Annotated in this window: 16 protein-coding genes and 1 tRNA gene; 9 read left to right on the top strand and 8 right to left on the bottom strand. The window is 51.6% G+C overall.

All coding sequences use genetic code 11. The features are described from left to right. Nucleotides 1-146 precede the first annotated feature (146 nt). The gene (locus EJ361_RS25065) at nucleotides 147-731 is read right to left on the bottom strand and encodes a hypothetical protein (protein WP_164714421.1); all 585 of its coding nucleotides are present in this window, start codon (nucleotides 729-731) and stop codon (nucleotides 147-149) included. A gap of 148 nt (nucleotides 732-879) precedes the next feature. Beyond that, on the bottom strand, nucleotides 880-1,113 hold the full coding sequence (locus tag EJ361_RS25055; RefSeq protein ID WP_126249323.1) for a hypothetical protein: 234 nt from the start codon (nucleotides 1,111-1,113) through the stop codon (nucleotides 880-882). A gap of 106 nt (nucleotides 1,114-1,219) precedes the next feature. Between EJ361_RS25055 and EJ361_RS25050 the strand changes: the two genes are divergently transcribed. After that, nucleotides 1,220-1,498 (top strand): helix-turn-helix domain-containing protein, encoded by a 279-nt coding sequence (locus EJ361_RS25050; protein ID WP_164714420.1) that lies wholly within the window; start codon nucleotides 1,220-1,222, stop codon nucleotides 1,496-1,498. Between the two features lie 18 nt (nucleotides 1,499-1,516). On the opposite strand, the gene EJ361_RS25045 is transcribed toward EJ361_RS25050, so the two are convergent. After that, the gene (locus EJ361_RS25045) at nucleotides 1,517-2,257 is read right to left on the bottom strand and encodes a glycosyltransferase family 2 protein (RefSeq protein WP_126249321.1); all 741 of its coding nucleotides are present in this window, start codon (nucleotides 2,255-2,257) and stop codon (nucleotides 1,517-1,519) included. Between the two features lie 152 nt (nucleotides 2,258-2,409). On the opposite strand from EJ361_RS25045, the gene EJ361_RS25040 reads away from it, so the two are divergent. Both EJ361_RS25040 and EJ361_RS25035 read left to right on the top strand, forming a co-directional pair. Next, a complete protein-coding gene (locus tag EJ361_RS25040; RefSeq protein ID WP_205687114.1) occupies nucleotides 2,410-3,369 on the top strand; it encodes a hypothetical protein in 960 nt (319 codons plus the stop codon). A 17-nt stretch (nucleotides 3,370-3,386) separates the two neighbouring features. Continuing rightward, nucleotides 3,387-4,406 (top strand): hypothetical protein, encoded by a 1,020-nt coding sequence (locus tag EJ361_RS25035; protein WP_126249320.1) that lies wholly within the window; start codon nucleotides 3,387-3,389, stop codon nucleotides 4,404-4,406. A 187-nt stretch (nucleotides 4,407-4,593) separates the two neighbouring features. On the opposite strand, the gene EJ361_RS25030 is transcribed toward EJ361_RS25035, so the two are convergent. Further along, nucleotides 4,594-8,052 carry an RHS repeat domain-containing protein gene (locus tag EJ361_RS25030; protein WP_126249319.1) on the bottom strand — a complete coding sequence of 1,153 codons (3,459 nt, stop codon included), beginning with the start codon at nucleotides 8,050-8,052 and terminating at the stop codon, nucleotides 4,594-4,596. Nucleotides 8,053-8,396: 344 nt separating this feature from the next. Between EJ361_RS25030 and EJ361_RS25025 the strand changes: the two genes are divergently transcribed. Next, nucleotides 8,397-9,449 carry a DUF5694 domain-containing protein gene (locus EJ361_RS25025; RefSeq protein ID WP_126249318.1) on the top strand — a complete coding sequence of 351 codons (1,053 nt, stop codon included), beginning with the start codon at nucleotides 8,397-8,399 and terminating at the stop codon, nucleotides 9,447-9,449. 194 nt (nucleotides 9,450-9,643) lie between these two features. Here the strand turns inward: EJ361_RS25025 and EJ361_RS25020 are convergent. After that, a tRNA-Arg gene (locus EJ361_RS25020) sits at nucleotides 9,644-9,717 on the bottom strand. A gap of 91 nt (nucleotides 9,718-9,808) precedes the next feature. Between EJ361_RS25020 and ung the strand changes: the two genes are divergently transcribed. Together ung and EJ361_RS25010 are read left to right on the top strand one after the other, a co-directional pair. Continuing rightward, nucleotides 9,809-10,480, top strand: a complete 672-nt coding sequence (gene ung, locus EJ361_RS25015) for a uracil-DNA glycosylase (RefSeq protein ID WP_126249317.1) — start codon at nucleotides 9,809-9,811, stop codon at nucleotides 10,478-10,480. Between the two features lie 26 nt (nucleotides 10,481-10,506). Continuing rightward, a complete protein-coding gene (locus EJ361_RS25010; RefSeq protein WP_126249316.1) occupies nucleotides 10,507-11,250 on the top strand; it encodes a lysophospholipid acyltransferase family protein in 744 nt (247 codons plus the stop codon). On the opposite strand, the gene EJ361_RS25005 is transcribed toward EJ361_RS25010, so the two are convergent. Together EJ361_RS25005 and EJ361_RS25000 are read right to left on the bottom strand one after the other, a co-directional pair. Next, the gene (locus EJ361_RS25005; protein WP_164714419.1) at nucleotides 11,241-11,621 is read right to left on the bottom strand and encodes a VOC family protein; all 381 of its coding nucleotides are present in this window, start codon (nucleotides 11,619-11,621) and stop codon (nucleotides 11,241-11,243) included. The genes EJ361_RS25010 and EJ361_RS25005 overlap by 10 nt on opposite strands. Before the next feature lie 65 nt (nucleotides 11,622-11,686). Next, on the bottom strand, nucleotides 11,687-12,481 hold the full coding sequence (locus EJ361_RS25000) for a helix-turn-helix domain-containing protein (protein WP_126249314.1): 795 nt from the start codon (nucleotides 12,479-12,481) through the stop codon (nucleotides 11,687-11,689). 165 nt (nucleotides 12,482-12,646) lie between these two features. Here EJ361_RS25000 and EJ361_RS24995 point away from each other — a divergent pair, with 165 nt between their 5' ends. The 3 genes from EJ361_RS24995 (at nucleotide 12,647) to EJ361_RS24985 (ending at nucleotide 17,783) form a co-directional block, all read left to right on the top strand. Beyond that, on the top strand, nucleotides 12,647-13,921 hold the full coding sequence (locus EJ361_RS24995; protein WP_126249313.1) for a Gfo/Idh/MocA family oxidoreductase: 1,275 nt from the start codon (nucleotides 12,647-12,649) through the stop codon (nucleotides 13,919-13,921). Nucleotides 13,922-13,948: 27 nt separating this feature from the next. Continuing rightward, nucleotides 13,949-17,356, top strand: coding sequence for a DUF1080 domain-containing protein (locus tag EJ361_RS24990; RefSeq protein ID WP_126249312.1), 3,408 nt, complete (start codon nucleotides 13,949-13,951; stop codon nucleotides 17,354-17,356). A 226-nt stretch (nucleotides 17,357-17,582) separates the two neighbouring features. After that, entirely contained in the window at nucleotides 17,583-17,783 is a 201-nt protein-coding gene (locus EJ361_RS24985) for a hypothetical protein (RefSeq protein WP_126249311.1), read from the top strand. 25 nt (nucleotides 17,784-17,808) lie between these two features. Here the strand turns inward: EJ361_RS24985 and msrA are convergent, their stop codons facing one another. Continuing rightward, nucleotides 17,809-18,363 (bottom strand): peptide-methionine (S)-S-oxide reductase MsrA, encoded by a 555-nt coding sequence (gene msrA / locus EJ361_RS24980; protein ID WP_126249310.1) that lies wholly within the window; start codon nucleotides 18,361-18,363, stop codon nucleotides 17,809-17,811. Nucleotides 18,364-18,662: the final 299 nt, after the last annotated feature.

Genomic DNA, 18,662 nt, shown 5'->3' with positions numbered 1-18,662 from the left:
ATGGTGCAAGAATACCTGGATCACCACAAGGATGACCCAGGTGCTAATGCTGAAAATTTAATGCTGGAGTAGGACTTTAGTCCGGCATACCCAAACCTCTGCACTTTCAGTGCAGAGTATTTTAGTTGTATCGATGGATCGGGGGATCAGAAGTTGAAAATGCCCGCGATGCCGATAAGGTCCATTTTGTTTTCGTTGACGCCTTTGAAGTAGGAAGCTTTGATTTCCAGGGTATTGCCCATATCGCCCAAGGCGAAGCGTACGCCGGCGTTGCCGGTGTACCCGAAAGTGGTGCCGCCTACGTTTTTCACGTTGCTGTTCTGGTCCAGCTGGTCGGTGGAAGCGCCCCAATGGAAGCCGCCGCCGCCGCCGATGAAGCCACCCAGGCGGCTTTCGTTATCGGGCGTGGAGCCTGCGCCGAAGTTGAGGTTCACGATCACGGGTGCGTTGATGAGGATGCCCAGTTTGAAATCTTCCGTCGCCCCCTCGCGGGAATTGTACTGGCCGCTGCCGGAGAAGGCCAGGCTGATGGGAATGCCGACGGAAACGGACATGCTTTCGGATTCCACGAAATTGAGGCGTGGGGAGTAGGTGAAACCGATGGCGGTGCTCATGTCTACGTCCTTATACTTCTCGAAAAACGCCGAAATACCGGCGCCGTGCATAAAAGATTGGGAAAAGGCACAGGTGGAAGTCAGGCATACGCCAAACAGCAATAGCAGTTTCTTCATGTGGGTGTGTAGTGTAAGGGATTAAATAAAATTAAATATGTATAAATATAAGGACCTGGTTTTACAATTGAAAGCAGGGTGGCTTATCATGATAAAAAAACCGGGCAGGAATGCCCGGTTGGTATGATGTCCATAATGTATTAAAAATTCACCGGGGGTGAATATCTTTTGCGAGGATAATGACGCTGGATGAAACGGGGGAAGCCGGGAAATAATGTTGGGAAGTGTAAGGTTCGCCATCCACGGAAACGGAGCGGATGGGCTGGTTGTGCAGGTAATGGGTTTCGTTGCCGGTGAGCCGGATGTGTACGAACGTGGGGCCCAGTTGTTGCAAACGTTCCAGGAAGTTGAGGATCTTTTCGTGAAGGGGGTGCTCGGTCATGGATTTGGATGAATTTGTCAATGGGAAGTTAAGGAAATTTTGCCGTGTTGGGCCAAGGCCCAACAACTTTTGGAAAGAAAAAAGTCAATTTGGCTGCCGCAATCGCATGGCGAACGGCAACCAGCATATAGAAAGGAAAGCCATTGGTCAGAACATCAGAAAGATCAGGCAATCTGCGGGGCTCAGCCTTCGGAGGCTGGCCGCCATGTGCCGGGTAGACCATGCCAGCATTTCCAAGATCGAGCGGGCCGACATCGATCCGCAGCTGTCTACGCTCCTGGAGCTGGCAGAAGCCCTGCGCGTGCATCCCCATTCATTTTTCTCCGTGGTGCCGGCAGAAAACAACCATTCCCCGCATATCAACGGCAATTCTTTTCCTTCGTGATTTGTAATGGAATCCGGCTTACCAGTCGAGGTCGCCTTCCCGTTTCTTCTTCCATCGCTTCAGCTCCAGCCGCCAGAATACCAGCCAGCCCAGGTGTTGCCGCACCATCGCGGGCTTGTCTGCCCGGAATTCCATATCGCGCATGGTGGAGGAGAAGCCGTTCATGTTGTAGCTCGCGATGAAAAGGGGAACGTAGCGTTTTTTGTACCGCCGGTTGCCCCACAGTTGGATGTTGAGGGCGTAGTCGGCGAAGATCCGGTATTTGAGGTTGTAGGAATGGGTGGCGAAGATCTTTGTGGGGTAAACGATCGCCTGGTGGTTCACCGGGTATTTGGCGATGCGGTAATTGCTGAATTTGCCGCCGAGCAGGATGTAGTCGGGCTTCTTGTCGCCGTAATACCATTCCTCGCTGTTCGCATAATATATGGTATCGGGATCGCTCAGCTGGTCTGCCAGCCTGGAGAAGCCTTCCAGCAACCGGTCGTCTGACCCGAGGAAATGCACCCAGGTGCCCTTTGCCATGCGCGCGCCCTTGTTCAGCGCGTCGTAAATCCCCTTGTCTTTTTCACTCACCCAGCGCAGGTGCGGCCATTCCAGCGAGCGCACATACTCCACCGTTCCATCGGTACTCCCTCCGTCCACGATCACGATCTCCAGGTCTGTCCGCCCCAGCCGCTGGATAGACGCGAGGCATTCGGGCAGATGCACCATGGCGTTGAATGTGGCGATGACGATGGAAACCTTCGGGACGGCGTTCATAATTTTTGGAATTGCTTTAGGAGGGCAAATGTAAGGTTTAAGGACGGTATCCACCACCTCATTCCTATCAGAAATTTATTACATTTGAACGAAGATCAGGCAAGCAGGGCCATTTGTAACATATTGGCGCTGCGATCCGTTTGTTTTGGGACATGACAGAATATAAGGTACAATCGCCCGTGTTGTTCATCGTTTTCAACCGGCCAGGCACTACACAACAGGTTTTCGACCGCATCCGTGCCGTCAGGCCATCCAGACTGTACATAGCGGCCGACGGTCCGCGGGCCGGCCGGCCAGACGATGAAGCCGGTTGCGCGGAAGTGCGCCGCATCGTCCGGAACGTGGATTGGGACTGCGAAGTGAAGACCCTTTTCAGCGAAACCAACAAAGGCTGTAAAATCGCCGTTTCCGACGGCATCACCTGGTTTTTCGATAACGAGGAAGAAGGGATCGTGCTGGAAGATGATTGCCTCCCCGCCACGGGTTTTTTCGCTTTTTGCGACCAGATGCTGGAGCGTTACCGGCACCATGAGCAAATTTTCCATATCGCCGGTACCAACAAGCATTTCGGCAGGCAGTGGGGCGAAGGGAGCTATTATTTCTCCGGTTATCTGAATGTGTGGGGATGGGCCAGCTGGCGGAGGGTTTGGCGGCAATACGACCGCAATCTCGACCGTTATACCGATGAAAGCGCCGAAGCTACGTTGAGAAAAGTGATGAAAGACCGCTTCCTTGTGAGCGACTGGCTGTACATTTTCCGGAAACTCAAATCCGGCGAAATCAACACCTGGGATTACCAGTTCAATTTCCTCGCTTTCTTCGAAGGCGCGCTCAGCATCGTGCCCAATGTAAACCTGATTACCAATATCGGATTCGGGACGGGGTCTACGCACACGCATGCTGAAAAGCCTGATCCGTTCGCGTTTATGCCCGTCGTGGAATTGCCCATGCCTATCAGGCATCCGGCATCGATAGTGCCGCAAAAAGAGGCGGATGCTGCGTTTCTGCGGAAGGAACATCATCTCGACGCGCGCTGGAAAAGTTATAATTCGCCCGGAAAACGGATCGTTCGCTGGTATAAGCGGACGTTCGAAGGGAAGAAGAATCTTTGAATACCTGATTACATCCTATGCATCGGACCCTTATTTTCCCCATTTTACTTTTACTCATGGCGGGTTGCCGGCGGCATGGCTCGCCCGGCAAGGAAACCGGTGCCGTGCGCATCGATTCGTCTATGCGGACGGCTTTCGTGCCCGTGCCCAATCACCCGGGGGAGCCGGGAGACAATATCATTTATGCGGCGAGTTTTGCGTTGGCATGGGATAGTCTTTGCGGCTTCATGGGCGGCGACCAGGAAAGCACCTTGCCGCTGATCCGCCGGTTGAATGCATCGCGGAAGGAGGAGAAATCCCTGCTGCCGGGAGACTACCAGGCGGAAGTGGAAGTAATTGGCGACGAGATAAAAGTGGTAGCGGCGTTCCAGCGCAATTTACCTTTTGCAGTGCCTTTCGATAAAGTGGAAGGCGGGATGGTTTTCGGGAAGAAATCGACCGTGAAAGCCTTCGGCATGCCCGTGTTCAACCATGCGCTGGCAGGGCAGATCGAGGTGCTGTACTATAATGACGACGACAGGTTCGTGATCCGCCTCACGCCCGGTCCGGAGCAGGACGAGATGATCCTGGCGAAAGGGTTCGGCGAGGGCGAAAAACTTTCCAATATGCGCAGCCGTGTGCAGGCCGCGATCGCGAAAGGACGGAAGGAAAAGGCGAAGGGCAGGCATGCCTGGAAATATTTCATCGGGGAGGAGGATGAGGTCAAAATCCCGGTGGTGCGGTTTAATTTGTCCACGGCTTTTTCGGATTTGATTGGTCAGCTCGTGGCGGTCCGCGGACAGATGTTGCAAATAAAGGTAGCGGAACAGCGCACCGCTTTCGAGCTGGATGAAAAAGGCGTGATCATCGAAAGCGAAGCGGTAATCAGGGATAGCGCCGCGGCAGTCTTCGATGAAGTATTGCCTGTGAAGCACCTGTATTTCGACGAGCCATTCCTGGTGATGGTGAGCAGGAAAGGGAAGGAGCACCCTTATTTTATGATGAAAGTGGCGAATGTGGAGTGGATGGAGCTGGTGGAAGGAGGCAAATTGCTGTAGCTGGCAACTTTACTGATGGCTTGGGGGCTTCTACTTCCAAGCTCAATTTCACACTCTCCGGGTTGATGGGGGGATCGACTTTCATATTGATCGTCCATAAAAGAAAAATCCCGGTTACAAAACGTAACCGGGAATATGAATTAACCGTCAACTTTTTTCAGGACGATTCAACCTATCTGAACTATGCCTATTGTCCGGTCACCTGGTACTTATAATCAAAGACTTTTAGAACCTTACCATCCTGATCTTTGATTGTTTTCAACCGCCCGAAACTATCATACTCATAAATGGAAATTTTACCGGATGGATCCGTAGCGCTGGTCATTCCTACAAGTGGCTTGTAGGTATATGTTGATGTCAACGCATGCTTTGTACTGGCGTGCGTACGCAATGTATTCAGCAGAATTCGAACGTTCGCATCATTATTCGCTATGCTGGTAGCAGCATCTATCTGCGCCTGCGTAACCACGGAAGTTACGGTGGCATAATCACTGCCAACTATTTTCGCGACAGGATATTGGCCTTTATATCCCCATATATAAACCTCTTTTACATCATTTGCTTTCTGTAATTCGCCGATATTCAACTTCGGGTCATATGCGGTAAACAGATAGCTGTTCGTGTAAGCGGGGTCTATAGCATATGCAGAAACATTGTTTGAAGTTGGTAACTGGCCGGCCGGTGCATTCGAGAATTTGAAGGAAGACAATGGTACTGAGCGGGCCAATTCAGCGGTCTTCGTTAATTCTATCATTCCCCCTCCTGAATTATAGTATTTGGTAATATCCCCTCCGGTAATATAGGTCTGCCCTCCGGATACCCTGGTTTTGACCGTTTCGATGGGTACCGAAACAATGTTTTTTTGCACCAGGTTGTCTATAAATGCATTCCCTGCAGGATATTCTTTGGGATATGTGTAATATTCGATTGTTGAATCTCCATTGCTGCGAAGAAATGTTCTTTTGATTGGCAGCAGGCTTTTTAAGCTGAATTCTGTGGATACGGTCGTAGTGATGTAGCTACTATTTTCAAAAAGGGTTTCGTCGGTCCTGGAAGGATAAATGAATCCTGTGAAATAATTATAACTCACAATGTCTAGCACATCGAACCCTGAACTTGCAAAATTTCTTTTGTATACATTAGTTTGTACAGCAATGTTGGTGCCTATTGGTTCCAGTTGCTCGGTGAAAACGTTGGTCGTTTTTTTAACAGGGGTATACGATCCATTCGCAAAGCTATATGTATATTCCTGTGTGAGTTTTCCTCGCAACCAGTCCCGGTTATCGACCGGCGGATTGGGGTAAACGTAGTAACCCTGGTAAGTTTTATTGGGTTTCTGTAAGGGAGATGTAAAAGAGTATTCGGTTTTGCCCAGTACAGATCCATCCTCCGCTATTTGTTGGTTTTCAACATAGGAATATCCGACATACGAACCTTGTGTAGTGCTCAGCGGATACCAGGAGTTAAAAGTAAGAACATCATAAGTTTCATCCCAATCTACGGAGCCGCCGCCCGGAGGGGTATATTGTCTGTGTGCAGCAATCCGGTATTTATAATATGGAGCAGATACCAGTGTTCCGGAAGACGATCCGTCGATGATGTAGGTATATTTGTTACTAATAGTTTTTATTGAAACCGGGTCAAACAGATTGTTTTTTTTGACCCTGATCCCCCCAACCTTTATTTGCTCCCCTGGCGCCGGATTGCTAGTGATGAATTCATAAATACCACTGATACTGGCACTATGCATCTGGGTAAATGCCGGATTCGTAGGAGCAGTCAGCAATGGATAGGAGGGGCAATGATACAGCCGGTATACGCCTGGATACAATGTTACCGGGAATGATCCATTCACGTTACCCTGCCAGATCAAGCTATGATCGGACACTTTTTCGATGTAAAATCTCAGCCCGCCCGCAGGCAGATAAGGTACATTCTCTAATACTACAAACAGGTTTGTATTCTGGGTCGATTTAATTTCGAACTCAATGTAATACTGTCTGACCGAATTCCCATTTCCGTCAGGCCGGATTTCATGCTCATATCCTTCATACCACCCATCAACGTTATACTTGTAGTGTGCCAATGATAAGTTATAAGCGACTTCAGATTTCGTAATAGTGGGCGGCACCGAAGGCCCGGGAGTCGTTTCATTAGATTCATACTCGTAGGTAGACCAACCTCCAGTTGGATAAGTTATTTTATGTAGCGCCCCCTGTCTGGCAAGATTAAAATTGACTGACTTTCCTGTTATGTAGTATTCTGTACTGTTTCCTACTGAGAATAATTCAAGGGCAGGTACAGGTGCGCCGCTATCGTCAAGATTGTTGGCATAGCCCCAGTGATCAGTATACACGGAAGCTCTATTGGGCAGACCAAAGTCAGTATTGTAATCAAACGACGTTCCCGTGTTCATGGCTATGCCATTATTGTCCTGTTCCGTCACGTTCTTCAATATTAGCCTGCGGCTAAATGAAGGAGGTGAAATCGTATTTCCGATTAAAAAATTCTGTTCGCCGGAAAAAGTAACGGCATTATAATCAATCAGGCTGTTACCGATTAAGTACTGATAGGTGAGTTTGTATTGCTTGAGGATCTCTGCCTGGTCATTTTCGATAATGACCTTGTCAAGCGCATTATCACCAATCAAATCTGCCCTGCCGGTGGCATGTGGTATAAATCGGACCTTTCCCGTGGGAAACTCTATCGCGGCCAATCGCTTTGTCCTATTAAGCTGCCGCTGCACTATGCTGGAAGGCGCAAAAGCACTCCCTTGCTGGGGAGTACCAAAAACGGGAACCGCAGCATAACTGGTTTTAACCGGAGGCAAATCATACGCAATAGGAACGACGTTGTAGGAGAATAGGATTTTTTGACCGGAAGGCAGCTCAATTTCAGTCAGGTACCAACTATTGATCGCTAGCGGTCCGGCTGTAGTGCCGGTCAGATTTTGGTCCCGAGAGGATGACACACTTTTTTCATAATCGTTAAACCGGTAAATAATGCCTTTATCATCGACGATTTCCCATTTAACGATACAATCAGCCTGCCCGCCATTGTCTTCGGCAAATGATACATTCTGGATTTCTTTTACGGCCACTTTAAGATTTTCCCTGGGGATAAGATGGATACTGTCGTTACTATGAAAAACATATCTGCCCGAGTTGCCTGGCAAATTATAGTAAAATATATCCGGTTCCCCATCTTTTAGTCCATTCGCAAATTCATTCCAAAGATGTCTGTTAGCATCAGTGGGAGGAGGTGGAATAGTTGCATTCAGGTATCCGGTGGATGGGGTTTCATCAGGCCTGCCTACTACAGATCTTGTAATTACTCCGCCAGCGCTCAGGCTCCAACCCAGACCTGTCCAGGACGCTACGTCTGCTACTTTAATCCCGCCTGCATTATAATTCAAAGAAATCGGCAACTCAAAACTGCCGACCTTAATTGTATATATCGGAACGTTTATTTGTGGCGTACCGGTGTAAAGTGTCATTGGGGTGGCAACAAATTGAGCGATATTTGCCGCGTTGGGTGCAGGAGGAATTATTTGAGAGCCAGGTGTTTTTTGAGAAAAGGCTAATTCGGGCAATGTGGCGACAAACAAAAAAAAGAACAGGGACCGAAGTCTTTCGGGCAGATTCATAAGTAGAGGTTTTTTTTCGCAATCATGTACTTAATTGCATTAAATGTGCGAAATAAGCAAAAATTTACAAAATAATTTTAAACAAAGAAAGAAGATGACAAAATCGGGTGGTGCTTTTCTATGAATAATAAAGATATCAATTATAATGATTTTTTGGATGCCAAAGCCCGATATCCTTTGATGAAAATGTACTATTATTGTTTAACCCAAAGAAATTTCGTGTCCGCGTAACTCGAGCCACTTCAACTTGCTGGCGATTGTCAATAGCGCCATACCGGTAGCCTTCACTATTGGCGGCAATGCGTGGAACTGACAAACCTTTAACTAAATAATAAAGGTAAAATATGAAGTATTTCTTTTTTTCTATTTTCTTCATTTCGCTCAACACCTGTGCACAACAAGTGGATGTTATATTGATAGGTGTTTCCCATAACTACAGCAAGTACCCTGAGCAGGATTATACCGGCATTTATCATAAAATCAGGAAATTCCAACCGGATGCTTTTTTTGGCGAGTTCCTGAGTAAAGAAGACGAGCGGCTTGTGATGGATTATTGGTGTAAACAAGACAATATCAAACGGCTAAAAACATTGAAGGACAATCGAAATATAGCAGTAGCATTGCTTCCTGAGGCAATTGACAGTTTAAAAAAACTATCGCAGTTAAAGCCGCAGGACTATCGGGTAAAAGCGGATTTAGCCCATGCTTATTATCTAAATCAGGACGTTGCGAATGGACATTATCAATTTTGGCAGGTTTTCAATAATCTCCAGCAAACTCCTGACGCTGAACTGGAAAATTATGTCAACAAACTACTGAGTCCCCAATTGGATACTACAGGGCGAAGTATGAAAAGGTTAAAAACCTCTGAATATGCCTTTATCGCATTTCCAATGATGCTGGAAATGGGAATTCAGGAATTGCTTCCTATGGATTGTCAGGATTATGATTTGAATTGGGGAGCATCCTGGACCGCATTCGATGCAGCATTCAATGAATTTAAAAAAGATACTACGGCGCTTTTTAGAAAAGAATTGAAGTTTAGTTTGGATAAGATCAAAAAAGGGTATGAAAAATATGAGCATATCGAAAAGTCTTCCAAAAACGTAACTGAATGGTTAAACTCAGACGAAGCATCTGCGATTTCAGCCTCAGGAGATTTTTATTTACCGGAGATGTACGATATGAATAACTTTCCTAAAGAAGAAATGCTATCGAAAATACATTGGTGGATCATGAGAAATAAGGGAATGTGTGATAACGTTGTAACCAGAGCAAGGAAGGCCGGGGCGAAAAAAGTGGTCGTTTTGGCCGGGGCCAATCATAAAAAGTATATGCAAGACATTTTCAAAACCATGCCAGGTGTAAGGGTAAGAAATATCAATGAATTCGAATAGATATTATCCATGCGCTAAGACTGGCAACCCCAAACAGGGTGAGAGGGCTAAATAACTTGCTTTTTTTCGAGCCAGCGAATATAGGTTAGATAATTTCTAACAAATTAGCATATTCGAATGGGGTAGAAGCAAAAAAAACAGGAATAGCTTGCGAAAAAACTATTCCTGTTTACCCTATAGAGGATTTTACGCTGTGAACCGGATTGGATTCGAACCAATGACCTGCTGCTTAGAAGGCAGCTGCTCTATCCAGCTGAGCTACCGGTCCGGATTCACAATAAATTTTTTTATTGGGAGTGCAAATTTATATAATTTTCCGTCAATAAATCAAATTTATCCTCTGAAACAAAGTTACAGCAATGGACGTAAAGATAGAAAGCAGTTGGAAAGATGCGCTGAAAGAAGAGTTCCAGAAGTCGTATTTCGAGCAGATAGTGATGTTCCTCAAGCACGAAAAAGCCCTCGGGAAAACGATCTATCCTAATGGAAGCCAGATTTTTAATGCGTTCGAGAAAACCCCTTTCTCCCGGGTGAAAGTGGTCATCCTCGGGCAAGACCCTTACCACGGGCCCGGCCAGGCGCATGGTTTGTGCTTCTCCGTTCAAAAAGGCGTAAAACCACCGCCCTCCCTCGTCAATATCTACAAGGAAATGAACAAGGACCTCGGCATGGCCATCCCTGATACGGGAGACCTCACCCCCTGGGCCGAAAGCGGCGTGCTCCTCCTCAACGCTTTCCTCACCGTCCGCGACGGCGAACCCGCTTCGCACAGCAAAATAGGCTGGGAAAACTTTACGGATGCCGTCATCCGCAAAATCTCCAACGAAAAGGAAGGTGTCATTTTCATGCTCTGGGGCCGCTTTGCACAGGATAAACAGGTGCTGATCGACGCCACGAAGCACCACGTACTCAAAGCCGCCCATCCTTCACCCTTCAGCGCCGACAAAGGATTCTTCGGTTGCCGGCATTTCTCGAAAGCGAACGAATTGCTCGTCAAACAAGGCCAGGAGCCCGTCAACTGGCAATTATAATATCCGAATACCTATTTTGCACACTGATGAATTGGCTTAAAAATATCGTTGGACGAATTTATGCCGTTTACGGTTTGCTGCTCTTCGCGGCAACCCTGCTCATCGTCCTTATCCCTATCTGGATCATCTCTTTCCTGCCCGATCCCCGCAAAACCCGCTATTTTTTGAATATCGGCCGCGTCTGGATGAAGTTTTACATGCCCCTGATCGGATGCCCCGTTTTCCGCAAAGGCCTCCAATTCTTCGAAAAGGGCCGTCAATATGTAGTGGTTTGCAACCATAATTCATTGATAGACGTGCCCGTGACCACGCCCGGCGTTCCCGGCGTCAATAAAACACTCGCCAAATCCTCCATGGGCAAAATCCCGCTGTTCGGCATGATGTACCACATCGGTGGCATCATGGTAGACCGCAGCAGCGAAGCCTCCCGCCGCGAAAGCATCGTGAAAATGAAAGAAGCGCTGGCCATGGGCATGCACATGGTCCTCTTTCCGGAAGGCACCCGCAACCGCACCGGCCAACCGCTCAAGGAATTCTACGACGGCGCTTTCAACCTCGCCATCGATACACAAACACCCATCATGCCGTCGCTCCTGTTCCATACCCGGAAAATCCAGGTGCCCGGGAAGTTCCTCTACGCATGGCCCCACCGCATCGATTACCATTTCCTGGAACCGATAGAAACGGCAGGCCTCACGCGCGACGATACGCCCGCACTAAAGGAAAAAGTGTTCCGCATCATGTGGGATTATTACACCGCTCACACCTGAGTGATCCACCAGGTATTGCCGAAAGGGTCGCGGAAACCCGCCGCCCGGCCGTAGTCCTTGTCTTCCGGCGCCTGCCTCGACTCGCTCCCCTGCGCCAGTGCCTTTCTGTAAATGCCGTCGGTATCGCCGACATACACGAAAACGCTGCCCGTTTCCGCAGGCCATTCCGCCTTCGCCACACCGAACATGATGCCGCCATCGTCGCCCATCCGCAATTGCGCATGGATGATCTGCCCATCATCACTCCGGTACACGCCGTTTTCCGTGGCGCCAAGCACATCTTTGAGGAATCCGAGGAATTTTTCGCCGTCGTTGACGATGAAGTAGGGGCTGACGGTGTTGCTGCCCGCGGGTTTGTTCACAGTAGTCATAACAAATGATTTTTTTTCAAAGTTAAAAGCGGGGAGTGCGGGAAAATAGGAGAAAAGCGACATGGTCACTCCCGGTATTCGATGCCTTCCGGCCGCCCCAGGAAATATTCGCGCGGGAGGTAACCGGAAAACTCCCGGAAATCATGGATGAAATGAGACTGGTCATAATAACCGCATTCGTAAGCGAGGCCCGCAAGGTTGCCGTCGAACGCGCCGTAAGCGTCGAGCGCGCGGTGGAAGCGGATGATACGGGTAAATAATTTCGGCGTGAAACCCGCTGCCGACTTGAAGTTGCGCTCGAATTGGCGGGTAGACAAACTGACGGACGATGCCAGCTCGCTGATATTGACCATCCCGTCTGCCGCGAGGATCGACCGTACGGCGATCTGCACGGCGGACGCTTCCTGTTTGCGCTGCCCAAGGAGGGAAACGAGATAATCGGAAAGGATTTCTACCCGTTGATGATGATAGCGCGCGGTGATGATACGCTCTTCCAGGTCGATGCCGCTGCGGCCCATGATGCTTTGCAGGTCGGGCATGCAATTGGCGATAACGGCCGAACTGTGGCCGAACAGCGCAGGAACGGCCGTAGGGTAGAGGTAAGCGCCGAAGATCCCGAAGCTCCCGTGCGTGAGGAACCGCGAATGCCGGCTGGTTTGGGCGTGAAGATGCGAAAACCCCGCGCCCCCGGCGCCCGAAAGCGGCGTAAAACGGTTCCGGTAATGAAAGATCAACTCCGCACACCCATCTGCCATCGACCGGTATACATACGCCTCGCCCGGGGGCACCTCGTGCTCGAAGACCCAAAACATCCGGACGTACCCGGAAAGTGGCGGCGGCGGCGGAAAAGTGGCGAACATTTGTTTAAAGTTAATTAAACTTCTATAAAATCTTTACTGAAGTCCCTTCGTTCGATAAATACTGGTACAAAGTTCATCATCTTTTTGTGGAATAGTATTAGAATATGAATGTTGAATTTGTATTTTGTCCCACCAAATTCACGTTTTACCTTTTTTACAAAGATCATGGGAAAAAAAGTCAATCATCCTTCCAGGCGGTCATTTGTCCGTAATTCCCTGGGAGCGTTAGCGGCCTTTACCATCGTTCCCCGTCACGTCCTCGGCCGCGGTTATCTCGCCCCGAGCGATACGCTGACGAAGGGCGTAGTGGGCACCGGCGGCATGGGCCGCGGTCACTTCGGTTATGCGGGCACCCGCGTAGTGGCGATCTGCGACGTCGATAAAGGTCATATCCAGCAGGCAATGAACCAGCTGGGCGACAAGGGAGTGAAAACGTTTACGGATTACCGTGAGCTCATCCAGCTCCCCGAAGTAGATATCGTACACGTAGCCACGCCGCCGCACTGGCACGGCATCATCGCTGCAGACGCGGCCCGGGCCGGAAAGGATGTTTGGTGCGAAAAGCCCATGACCGCCACGATCGGGGAGGGCAAGCGCCTGGTGGAAGCCGTGCAGCAACATGGCCGCATCTTCCGCCTCAACACCTGGTTCCGTTTCGCAGACCGCTTCTACGGAATGGGGACCACCGTTCAACCCATCAAGAAACTCGTGGAAAGCGGGCTCCTCGGATGGCCGCTGAAAGTGACCGTTAGCCGGCACACCGGGTTCGACTGGAAGTTCTTCTGGGTGGGTAAAACCAACCTCGAACCACAGGCCGTTCCCAGGGAACTGGATTACGATATGTGGCTCGGCCCCGCCCCTTACAAACCCTACCACCCGCACCGCGTACACGGTACGTTCCGCGGATACTGGGATTATGATGGCGGTGGATTGGGCGACATGGGCCAGCACTACCTGGACCCCATCCAGTATTTCCTCGGCAAAGATGATACCAGCCCCGTGAAAGTGGAGATCGACGCTCCCCAGCAGCACTGCGATGCGGTGGGGACCTGGAGGAAGATCACCTATACATATGCCGACGGCTGCCAGATCGTGCTCGACGGTGCCGGCACCGAAAAAGGCGCCGCCTATATCGAAGGGCCCAACGGCAAACTGTACCCCGGCTTCAAATCCACGATCCCCGACCTGGAAAAGAAACTGGCCGCATTCCCCGAACCGGCGCCGCAGGTGACCGATTTCGTGGATGCCGTGAAGAACCGCAAGAAGTTCGCGCTCAACGAGGAAAACGGCCACCGTTCCGCCACCATCGTCAACATGGGCAAAATCGCCCTGCAACTGGGCCGCAACCTCGAGTTCGACCCCGTGAAGCAGGAATTCGTGAACGACGAAGGCGCCAACCGCCTCATCTTCCCGGCCATGCGCGGACCCTGGACCATCTAGCCCTTCACCTTTCCAACAGCATCACAGATGAAAAAAACATTACTGATCGCAGCCTGTTGCCTCGCCCAGTTGGCCGTTTTCGCCCAACCGAAGCCTGATAACCGTGCCGCACATACGAAAGTGGCGGATTTGCTGCAACAGCAACCTGCCAATAACAACGCCGCCCTCGAAGCCAATATGAAGGCCCTCGCCGAAATGGGCGAAGAAGGCGTGCTCGGCATCGCTTCCATGATGGCCGCTCCCGGCAAAGGCGACAACACCGCCGCCGAATATGCCCTCACCGGTTACGCGTTCTACGTAACCCAACCCGGCAAGGAAAGCCTCAAAGCCGCCGCCGTTAAATCTTACGTGAAAGCACTCGAAAAAGTGCAGGATAAAGAGGTGAAGGAATTCTTCATCCGCCGCCTCGAAGCCATCGGCAACGATGACGCCGTTCCCGCAGTGGCCGCTTACCTGGCAGACGAGCGCCTGTCCGGCATCGCCGCCCGCACCCTCGTGCAGATCAACTCCGCAGCATCCCGCAAGGCACTGCTCGACGGCATCAATAAAGCGCAGGGCCGCAACAAGCAAAGCCTCGTGCTCGCCATCGGCGACGCCCGCGTGCCCGAAGCCGCCACCATACTGGTGCCCCTGGCTTCGTCTACCGACAAAATGCTGGCCAAAACCGCACTGTACGCCCTCTCGTACATCGCTGCGCCCACTTCGGCCCCCGTGCTGGAAGGTTTCGCCAAGCGCGCCGGTTACAAATACGACGAAACCAACGCCACCACCGCTTACCTCGCTTACATCCAGCAACTCGCCGCTGCCGGTAAAAAAGCAGAAGCGGCCGGCCTGGCCGAAAAACTGCTGGCCACCGCCAAAGACCCTTCGCAGAACCACGTGCGCATCGCCGCACTGTCGCTGCTGGACGAGCTTCAGGGCGATCAGAACCAGAAAAGACTGCTGGCTGCCTATCATGAAAACGACGCGTATCGTGTAGCCGCCCTCAAACTGGCCGGCAAACACCTCAACGCCACGAGCATCGCAGGCTGGCTGAGTGTGCTGAAAACAGCGTCTCCCGGTGCCAAAGCCGATATCATCGAAATGCTGGGCAATAATAAAGTAGGCGCTGCATTGCCGGTCGCTTACCGCCTCCTGGGCGACAAAGACGCAGGCGTTCGCCTGGCCGCTATCACCGCTGCCGGCCAGATCGGCGGCGCACAGGCCGTTCCCGCCCTGCTGCAGCTGCTTTCCAAAGGCAACAGCGCAGAAGTGGAAGCGGTACGGTCTGCCCTCAAAACCATCAAAGGCAATGAAGTAGCTACCCAATCGGCCGCGGCCCTTTCCGGCGTTCCCGCCAGCGCACAGGTGGCCCTGCTCGATGTATTGGCTACCCGCCAGGCAGACGGTGCTTTCGCACAAGTGCTGCCCCTCACCAAATCCCCCAACGAAACCGTTCGCAAGGCTGCTTTCGCTTCCCTGAAAGACGTGGCCGGCTCCGCTAACCTCGCCACCCTGCTCCAGCTGCTGAACAGCGCCGGTGCGCAGGATGTGAGCGGCATCCAGGATGCCGTGATCGCTGCCGCAGGTGCAGGAGACGCCGCCACCGTGATCGCTTCCATGAAAAGCGCGCCGGCAGACAAACGCGGCCGTTACTTCACCGTGCTCGGCGGCATCGGCGGCGCTTCTTCCCTCGCTATGGTGAAAGAAGCGGCCGGCAAAGGCGACGCAGCGCAGAAACAGGCTGCCGTGGCCGCTCTCAGCGCCTGGAAAGACGCTTCCGCCATGCCCGCGCTGCTCGACATCGCCCGGAAAGACGCCGGCGCCCGCAACGAAGCCCTGAAAGGTTACGTTCGTCTCGCCAAAGCCGAAACCCGCGCCGAGCAACGCCTGCTGTACCTGGAAGACGCCATGCAGCTCACGAAAGACGCTGGCCTGAAGAAAAACATCCTCCAGCAGGCAGAACAATGCAAAACCTTCCCCGCACTCGTTTTCGCCGGCCAGTTCCTGGACGATAAAGACGCCCAGCAGGAAGCAGCTCAGGCCGTGATGAACATCGCCCTGGCAGATAAAAGCTACAGCGGCAATATCGTAAAAAGCCTCCTCGAAAAAACTTCCTCCGTGCTGAAAGGCGGCGACGCCGGTTACCAGCGCGAAGCGATCCGTAAATACCTCTCCGAAATGCCCGCCGGCGAAGGGTTCGTGTCCTTGTTCAACGGCAAAGACCTCAGCGGCTGGAAAGGCCTCGTGGCCAATCCCATCAAACGCAGCAAAATGGACGCGGCTACCCTGAAAAAAGAACAGGAGAAAGCCGACGCCAAAATGCGCGAAGGCTGGAGCGTGAAAGACGGCGTACTGTGGTTCAACGGTCATGGCGACAACCTCTGCACCGATAAGAAATACGGTGATTTCGAGATGTTCGTCGACTGGAAGATCGAGCCGAACGGCGACGCAGGCATCTACCTCCGCGGCACCCCGCAGGTACAGATTTGGGACACCACCCGCCGCGACGTAGGCGCAGAGGTAGGTTCCGGTGGCCTGTACAACAATCAGAAAAACGCTTCCAAACCGCTGAAACTGGCAGACAATGCCATCAACGAATGGAATAACTTCCGCATCATCATGAAGGGCGACCGCGTTACGGTATACCTGAACGGTGAACTGGTGGTAGACAACGTGATCCTGGAAAACTACTGGGACCGCAAGCTGCCCATCTTCGTGGAAGAGCAGCTCGAACTGCAGGCACACGGTACCAACGTGTACTACCGCAACCTGTACGTTCGCGAGTTCGAACGCCCGAAACCTTTCGAACTGAGCGCCGACGAAAAGAAAGAAGGGTACAGGATCCTGTTCGACGGCACCAACATGCACGAGTGGACCGGTAACACCACCAGCTACGTGATGGAAGACGGCGCCATCGTATGCCGCCCCGGCGGCCATGGCGGCGGTAACCTCTACACCAAAGACGAATATTCAGATTTCGTGTACCGTTTCGAGTTCCAGCTGACCCCCGGTGCCAACAACGGCCTGGGCATCCGCGCCCCCCTGGGCGGCGACGCCGCGTACGAAGGTATGGAGCTCCAGATCCTCGATAACGAAGCCGATATCTACAAAAACCTCGAAGTGTACCAGTACCACGGTTCCGTGTACGGTGTGATCCCCGCCAAGCGCGGTTTCCTCAAGCCGGTAGGCGAGTGGAACTACGAACAGGTGACGGTGAAAGGCACCCGCATCACCGTGGAACTGAACGGCACCGTGATCCTCGACGGCGATATCGCCAACGCGCGCGACAACGGTACCCTCGACCACAAGAACCACCCCGGCCTGAAAAGGACCACCGGGCACATCGGGTTCCTTGGCCATGGTTCTGTTGTGAAATTCCGCAACATCCGCGTGAAGGACCTCACTGCCGGGGCGCCCCAAGCCGAAACCAAAGGCAAAAAGAAAAAGAAATAAGCCGACCCGCCTGCAATGGCATCGCACGAATATGGGACCGCCTTCCGGGGCGGTCCTTTTTTTGTGCCGGATTTCCCCGGTTGATGGGTACGATCCGTGGCAGGTTATCCACATTTTCAGGGGCAGGGATCAACTTTTTCCACGCCTGTAAACTTTGCGGGGGATGGCACGTTATAGGATGGAGAAAACTGACAGTTCGAACGTTTAACCCTTAAAGCATACCTACATGAAAACGGTAACTTTCATTGGCGGACTCACAGGAGTGATCCTGGCGATTTTGGCCTATTTCGCGGAAATCAACAGCTGGATGCAGGCCGGCACGGCCATGGCGCTGGGGTTTGCAGGATACGTGCTCATTATCACGGCAGTCGCTTATTTTTTGCTGTCCTGGCTATACCAGGGCTCGAAAAACATCGAATTGCTTTAAAATAAAAATAGACGCTCCAGGGCGTCTATTTTTTTAGCTTGTTGGCGAACGCCTTCTTGAATTTCTCCAGCTTCGGCTTCACCACGTAATAACAGTAGGGCTGCGAACCGTTCTGGTTGTAATAGTCCTGGTGATAGTTCTCCGCCTTGTAAAACACCGTAAAAGGCGATATTTCGGTGACGATCGGCTTGTCGTACGCCCCGGATTCATTCACTTTCTTCTTGTAAAACTCCGCTTCCTTCTGCTGCTCGGCATCGTGGTAGAAGATCACCGAGCGGTACTGCGTGCCCACGTCGTTGCCCTGGCGGTTGAGCTGGGTAGGGTCGTGGGCGAGGAAAAACGCTTCCAGCAGTTCCGCGAAGCTGATTATAGCCGGATCGTAAGTGATCTGTACCACCTCGGCATGGCCGGTATTGCCGGTGCAAACCTCTTCGTAAGTAGGATTGGGCTTCTGGCCGCCGGAATACCCGGATTCGACCCGCAATACCCCTTCCAGCTGCTGGAATTGGGCCTCCGTGCACCAGAAACACCCCGTTCCGAAGGTGGCCTGTGCGATTTTTGTGTCTTTGGGAATTGTCATGTCTCCTGGTTCTTGATTTTTTTCAGCCGTCTGCCTGCCGCAGGATGCCAGGCTGGAACCCAGCAACGACAGTATGATCAGGCTATGTTTCAGTAAGTTCATTTGGCAGTATTGTCCTCAAATTAACGATATCGGGGGCGCATTGGATCGACAAGTTAAGTAACTTTAACATTCTTTTGAGAAGAGACGGGTGATGAACCGCATTTGTCATTCGTTGCCGGTTGTTGATCAATCAGTTTTGAGCAATTGCCGGGTATGGGCCAACTTTGCGGGACGAAAAAAGGAAAGGCTGCTTCTGG

The sequence above is a fragment of the Chitinophaga rhizosphaerae genome, assembly GCF_003958645.1.
In the GTDB taxonomy this organism is placed as follows: Bacteria; Bacteroidota; Bacteroidia; order Chitinophagales; family Chitinophagaceae; genus Chitinophaga; species Chitinophaga rhizosphaerae.
This window is presented reverse-complemented; position numbering and strand designations above follow the sequence as displayed.

What these genes read in the sequence shown, in the direction of transcription:
- EJ361_RS25050 (WP_164714420.1), top strand. Translation starts at nt 1,220, where the DNA reads ATGGCGAACGGCAACCAGCATATAGAAAGGAAAGCCATTGGTCAGAAC.
- EJ361_RS25025 (WP_126249318.1), top strand. Translation starts at nt 8,397, where the DNA reads ATGAAGTATTTCTTTTTTTCTATTTTCTTCATTTCGCTCAACACCTGT.
- EJ361_RS25035 (WP_126249320.1), top strand. Translation starts at nt 3,387, where the DNA reads ATGCATCGGACCCTTATTTTCCCCATTTTACTTTTACTCATGGCGGGT.
- EJ361_RS25065 (WP_164714421.1), bottom strand. Translation starts at nt 731, where the DNA reads ATGAAGAAACTGCTATTGCTGTTTGGCGTATGCCTGACTTCCACCTGT.
- EJ361_RS25040 (WP_205687114.1), top strand. Translation starts at nt 2,410, where the DNA reads ATGACAGAATATAAGGTACAATCGCCCGTGTTGTTCATCGTTTTCAAC.
- EJ361_RS25045 (WP_126249321.1), bottom strand. Translation starts at nt 2,257, where the DNA reads ATGAACGCCGTCCCGAAGGTTTCCATCGTCATCGCCACATTCAACGCC.
- EJ361_RS24985 (WP_126249311.1), top strand. Translation starts at nt 17,583, where the DNA reads ATGAAAACGGTAACTTTCATTGGCGGACTCACAGGAGTGATCCTGGCG.
- EJ361_RS25005 (WP_164714419.1), bottom strand. Translation starts at nt 11,621, where the DNA reads ATGACTACTGTGAACAAACCCGCGGGCAGCAACACCGTCAGCCCCTAC.
- EJ361_RS25055 (WP_126249323.1), bottom strand. Translation starts at nt 1,113, where the DNA reads ATGACCGAGCACCCCCTTCACGAAAAGATCCTCAACTTCCTGGAACGT.
- EJ361_RS25000 (WP_126249314.1), bottom strand. Translation starts at nt 12,481, where the DNA reads ATGTTCGCCACTTTTCCGCCGCCGCCGCCACTTTCCGGGTACGTCCGG.
- ung (WP_126249317.1), top strand. Translation starts at nt 9,809, where the DNA reads ATGGACGTAAAGATAGAAAGCAGTTGGAAAGATGCGCTGAAAGAAGAG.
- msrA (WP_126249310.1), bottom strand. Translation starts at nt 18,363, where the DNA reads ATGACAATTCCCAAAGACACAAAAATCGCACAGGCCACCTTCGGAACG.
- EJ361_RS25030 (WP_126249319.1), bottom strand. Translation starts at nt 8,052, where the DNA reads ATGAATCTGCCCGAAAGACTTCGGTCCCTGTTCTTTTTTTTGTTTGTC.
- EJ361_RS24995 (WP_126249313.1), top strand. Translation starts at nt 12,647, where the DNA reads ATGGGAAAAAAAGTCAATCATCCTTCCAGGCGGTCATTTGTCCGTAAT.
- EJ361_RS24990 (WP_126249312.1), top strand. Translation starts at nt 13,949, where the DNA reads ATGAAAAAAACATTACTGATCGCAGCCTGTTGCCTCGCCCAGTTGGCC.
- EJ361_RS25010 (WP_126249316.1), top strand. Translation starts at nt 10,507, where the DNA reads ATGAATTGGCTTAAAAATATCGTTGGACGAATTTATGCCGTTTACGGT.